Here is a 5,301-nt window from a genome sequence, read left to right as displayed (position 1 = left end):
ACGATCGAGGAGAGGGGCTACGCCAACGCATTACCCTAGATATCGAGATCAAAGAAGAAGGATATGAAGAGCGAGTTATTGCCTTAGCAACGAAGTATTTAAGCTATGCTAGTTTTGTCATCAAATCTTTTAATGATGCCTCAGTTAGAAAAATCAAAGATCTCGACCCTCAAATTAAAGTAGGGTTACTACTGGGAAAAGTTACTGGTAAATTTCCATTGTTGAGTATTTTCGCTCAATTTTTTCCAGAATACCGAATTTTTAAAACTGGAGCAGATTTTGTAGCACCACATTTTCGGCTGTTAAGATTTGGGTTTTTGTGGCGGATGAAGTTAATGAATAAAGAAGTATTCGTCTGGACGGTTAATGAAGAACGCCGACTATTGAAGCTACTCAAAAGTAAATATATTGCGGCGGTCATTACCGATCGACCAGAGTTAGCCTTGGAAATTGTCGATCGGCTCGACAAATCTCGATCGGCAACTCGACCCAAAGTACCCATGTAAATCCATAAACCACAAAAATTTAAAACATATCTGCTGGGTCTGCTGCTCGCAGTTTGCGAACGGCGATCGCGCCAGAAATAGTACACATAATCATCGTCAAAATCAGGACTGTAGTTGCACGAGCAACGGTCATTAATAGTGGCAAACTAGTTGCATTGCGCGTCATTGCATAAAGTCCGACGGCAGCTAACATGCCAGGAAAAAAACCAACGATTGAGAGAATAATTGCTTCTTGAAAAACGACGGTCAGCAGATAAAAATCTGTATAACCCATCGCTTTAAGGGTGGCATATTCGGATAAGTGGTCGGCGACATCGGTATAGAGAATCTGATAAACGATCACGATCCCGACGATAAAACCCATGATCGTGCCAAGGGTAAAAATAAACCCGATCGAGGTACCACTTTGCCAGTAGCTTTTCTCAAATTCAATAAACTGCTCTTTGGACATGACTTTGACATCGCTGGGTAGATAGGCATCGATCTCGGCAACCGCTGCTTTAACATCGGCACCTGGTTTGAGCTTAATTACCCCGACATCAATTAAGCCGCGATCGCGTTGTTTGAACAAGCGGGCGAAATTGGTATCACTTGTCATTAAATTACCATCTGCACCAAAGGAGGCACCAAGAGTAAACAAACCACCAACGTCGATTTTTCTGCCATCTATTTCGGTTTGAACTTTTTGGCCAGAGTTAAATATTTTAGGGATATCGCCAAATTGTTCGCGAGATTTTTCGTCGAATAGATAGGTATCGGGCAATTGCATTTTGGCAATGTTTTCACTGATACCTGGAAGCTGAAATAATTGTTTGTCGGCGGGGTTAAAGCCGACCACCATAATCTGGCGGGTATTTTTTTCGATGGGATTTTTCCAGATGCCAAAACCGAGGTAGATGGGTGTAACTGATTCAACATCTTTGAAGGCGAGGGACTGATACAGTCGCCGTCGGGGAAAGGATTTCATGGCAATTAATGCCGTCGATTGGGGGCTGACGAGGAAGACGTCGCCGTTGACGTTGGTGTGAAATTTGACGGCACTATCAAAGAGGGCGTCGCGAAATCCGAGTTGCATGAACATCAAAATATCGGCGAAGCTAATACCAGCGATCGCTACTAATAATCGAATTTTTTCATGGCTGAGTTGCAACCAGGCCAGCGGAATTTTTTTAAACATTATTCACTATTTACGATCCACTATTCCCTATTCCCTATCTCCTATTCCCTACTGAGTATTAATCGTGACGGCAATCTTAGAATTAGTTAATCCCTTAACAACGTTGCTATCGGTAGGATCGATTGCGATTTTAACTTCGACCACACGGGAATCAGAATCAGCAGCGGGATCTGTATTGAGGACATCCTGTTTGCCAATTTGGAGTCCGATATAGCTGACAGTCCCTTTGAGATTTTGAGAGAATGCGCCGGATTCACTTTTGATGGTGGCAGCTTGTCCGACTCGGAGTTTGCGGACGTCGCTTTCATACACTTCGGCGACGGCAACCATTTGACTGGTTTGACCCATTTCGACAATGCCATTAGTTCCTGTAGCTTCTCCCGCACGGGTATGGACTTTGAGGATTTCACCAGCTATCGGCGCACGCACGTATGCTTCGGCAAGTTCGGCTTGAGCTTGGCGGGTGGTGGCTTGGGCGCGGGCAAGTTCGGCTTGAGCACCAGCGACATCGACGGGTCGGACTTCGGCGATTTTAGTTAGAGTAGCCTGGGCGGCAGCGATTTGTTGGTTGGTGGTGGCTACGCTGGTATCATAGTTGGCTTTGGCTTCGGCCAGTTGTTGTTGGGCGGTGCTGGTGATTTTCTGTTGGGTGGCTTTATTTTCGATAATCTGCTGGTTGAGGGTGGCAACAGTCTGATTGTATTTGGACTGAGCTTCAGCGATTTGTTGGCGGACAGTATCGACTTCGAGCCGTTTAGCATCGAGCCTGGTGGTTTCGATCACCCGATCGGCGTACAGTTGTTGAAAACGTTTGTAGTCTACTTCCGTATTCTTGAGTTGCGATCGCAGTCGCCCCAGCGTGGCTGCTTGAGTAGGTTTTTCGCCAGCGAGTTGAGCATTGAGAGACTCGATTTTGCCAGCTTGGGCGGCGGGTTCCCATTTGAGTTGGGCGACGAGACGGGCTTTGGTAGCTACATAGGTTTCCTGATTGCCTTGGAGTTGGCTTTTGAGTCGATCGATCTCAGCTTTTTGAGCGCCGATTTCCCCTTGTTTGGCTCCAGCTTTGACTTTATCAAGATTGCTTTGCGAGACTTTAACGTCTTCTTGAGCTTTGGATAGAGCTGCTTCCAAGCGTTGCCGATTGTTGAGAATGGCGATTATTTGCCCCTTGGTAACTCGATCTCCTTCTTTAACGAGCAATTGTGAGATCGTACCCTGCCCGCTCTGAGAACTGGGTGCGGAGATTTTGATGACTTGACCTAATGGTTCCAACCGCCCTAAAGATGTTACTGCTGTGGCTTCGGCAGGTTTGGGAGCCATCGGGGTCACAGCTTGGGTCGTAGCTGGTTTTTGGGCAAAAATCCCAGCATAGTGCAATCCGGCTGGCAACAGCAACAGCGCGGCTGCCGAAGCACCAATGGCAATCCAGCGGGTGACAGGATTCATGCCCTTGAATTTATCGACTACAAAGTTATCTTGTCCCATAGCTGATGAGTTACCTGTTGTTGTTTCCCAGAGGATTTTACTTACTCGTTAGTTAGTTTAACGCACAAATAAAATATATGTCAATAAAGTTACAATCCCTAGACCCTATGCCATAATAGGATTATAGATACCGCTTTATACCTACCATTTAGTTAAATAATCTGTTGCATCTTCTTATATAATGCCCGTAATTAATAAGCAAAAGACTACCAAGACAGCTAACCTCACCCGTAATTCCGAAGCGACGAAAAACCAACTCTTGGATGCCGCTGAGGCTGAGTTTGCCGGAACTGGGTTAATTGCCGCCCGATTGGACACGATCGCCGCTCAAACAGGTGTGACCAAGGCGACGATCTATTATTATTTTTCAAGTAAGGAAGAATTGTATCGAGCAGTCTTAGAACGTTGTTTTACAGAGGCTTTAGAGATGATGGAACAACTTCAGCTCGATTGTTTGCCTCCTGATGCCGCACTTGTGAGGCTGCTAGAGCAAATGCTCTGTTGTATGTCTGAAAACCCCCGCATTGGCAGTATGCTCTCGCTAGAAGCGATTCAAAATAAGGGGAAGTATTATCCCAAACAATTAGGGGATCTATTGTACGGTACGATTATCGAGATTTTAGAACAGGGGATGAGCATCGGTGTATTTCGCGAATTAGAACCCCGACATACGGCTGTCAATATCGTCGGTATCTGTACTTTCTATTTCACAGCTCAGGAAAATCTCAAATACCTTTGGCCAGGTAAACGGTTGCTAGGTAAAGAGCTGCTGCAACGTCATACTCAAGAATCGATCGATCTAATTATGGCAGGAGTCAGAAATTGATAATTGCTAATTGCGGATGCAATCACGGGGAAGATACCTTGAGCATGTGTTGAACCAAGCAGATGATTGATAATTAAACTCCCATCTCCTCGATCCTAACTCAATGACATATTTTAAGTTTGAAGCTGATTTTGTTGATTCTTTACGCTGCATTCCGATGATCGTGCGGCTGAAGTTGGATACTTGTGGTGTGAAGTTAAAGTTGGCTGAATGGAATCGATTTGCACAACCCGAATGTCAACAACTAGTCGAACTGCCATGCGATCGAAAACCAGAAATTACCGCTTACAAAGACTATGTGAGTCAATTAATTTCTCAACATACCGGACATGAGGCTAGCTTACTCGAGATCGATCCGCAGCCACCGTGGTCGAACGATCGTGAGATTCCAGAGAGCGTGACGACTAAAGCTGCCCAAGAAAGTGTTAACATCGATTTATCAAAATGGGCAAATCTGACAACTATTCAAAGATTTGCATTAATCAAGTTAACTCGATCGCAACATGAAAACAATAATTTCCTGCCAGCAGTAAAAGAATTTGGACTATTAAATTAATAAATAATTCTCTACCCTCTACCCTCTACCTAGATGCTAACCTTTAAACCTAAAAATCAAGAATTAGTAAATGTTGACAGCAGTAATTTCGACGATAAGATTGTAGTTGAAGTAAGCCAGCTCAATCATTATTTTGGAAAAAGTAATCTTAAAAAACAAGTTTTATTTGATATCAACCTCCAAATTGGTAAAGGTGAAATCGTACTAATGACGGGGCCATCTGGTTCCGGTAAGACTACCCTGCTGACGCTATCGGGTGGATTGAGATCGCCTCAAGAGGGCAGTATGAAAGTATTGGGCGTGGAAATGGTGGGTGCTAGCAAACGCAAGGTCATCGAAGTGCGGCGAAATATCGGCTACATCTTCCAAGCACACAACCTACTCAAATCCCTGACTGCTCAACAAAATGTCCAGATGGCGGGACAACTTCATGCCAATATGAGCAGCAAAGAAATCAAAGACCGTGCCACGGAAATGCTCGATGCCGTCGGATTGGGCGATCGCAAGTCCTACTACCCCGATAACCTGTCTGGGGGTCAAAAACAGCGCGTCGCGATCGCCCGTGCCCTGATGAGCCATCCGAAGCTGGTACTGGCTGATGAACCGACTGCGGCTCTAGATGGGAAATCGGGACGAGAAATCGTCGAGATCATGCAGAAATTGGCAAAAGAGCAGGGGACGACAATCTTGATGGTGACTCATGATAACCGGATTCTGGACGTGGCCGATCGAATCGTCCATCTCGAAGATG

Annotated in this window: 6 protein-coding genes; 4 read left to right on the top strand and 2 right to left on the bottom strand. The window is 45.2% G+C overall.

From position 1 onward, the window contains the following. The coding region (locus RMO27_RS12385; RefSeq protein ID WP_309732873.1) for a glycerophosphodiester phosphodiesterase at positions 1–506 on the top strand (506 nt) is incomplete at its 5' end. A 19-nt stretch (positions 507–525) separates the two neighbouring features. Here RMO27_RS12385 and devC read toward each other — a convergent pair. Both devC and RMO27_RS12375 read right to left on the bottom strand, forming a co-directional pair. Further along, positions 526–1,683, bottom strand: coding sequence for an ABC transporter permease DevC (gene devC / locus RMO27_RS12380; RefSeq protein WP_309732872.1), 1,158 nt, complete (start codon positions 1,681–1,683; stop codon positions 526–528). A 48-nt stretch (positions 1,684–1,731) separates the two neighbouring features. Then, entirely contained in the window at positions 1,732–3,168 is a 1,437-nt protein-coding gene (locus RMO27_RS12375; RefSeq protein WP_309732869.1) for an HlyD family efflux transporter periplasmic adaptor subunit, read from the bottom strand. 181 nt (positions 3,169–3,349) lie between these two features. Between RMO27_RS12375 and RMO27_RS12370 the strand changes: the two genes are divergently transcribed. The 3 genes from RMO27_RS12370 to RMO27_RS12360 all read left to right on the top strand — a co-directional run. Next, positions 3,350–3,994: a TetR/AcrR family transcriptional regulator gene (locus tag RMO27_RS12370; RefSeq protein WP_309732867.1), complete on the top strand. Its 645-nt coding sequence runs from the start codon at positions 3,350–3,352 to the stop codon at positions 3,992–3,994. Positions 3,995–4,097: 103 nt separating this feature from the next. Continuing rightward, on the top strand, positions 4,098–4,550 hold the full coding sequence (locus tag RMO27_RS12365; protein ID WP_309732865.1) for a nitrate reductase associated protein: 453 nt from the start codon (positions 4,098–4,100) through the stop codon (positions 4,548–4,550). Positions 4,551–4,583: 33 nt separating this feature from the next. Then, positions 4,584–5,301, top strand: a 718-nt coding sequence (locus RMO27_RS12360) for a DevA family ABC transporter ATP-binding protein (protein ID WP_309732863.1), incomplete at its 3' end; no start/stop codon positions are given.

Source organism: Chamaesiphon sp. OTE_75_metabat_556 (assembly GCF_031378165.1).
In the GTDB taxonomy this organism is placed as follows: Bacteria; Cyanobacteriota; Cyanobacteriia; order Cyanobacteriales; family Chamaesiphonaceae; genus Chamaesiphon.
This window is presented reverse-complemented; position numbering and strand designations above follow the sequence as displayed.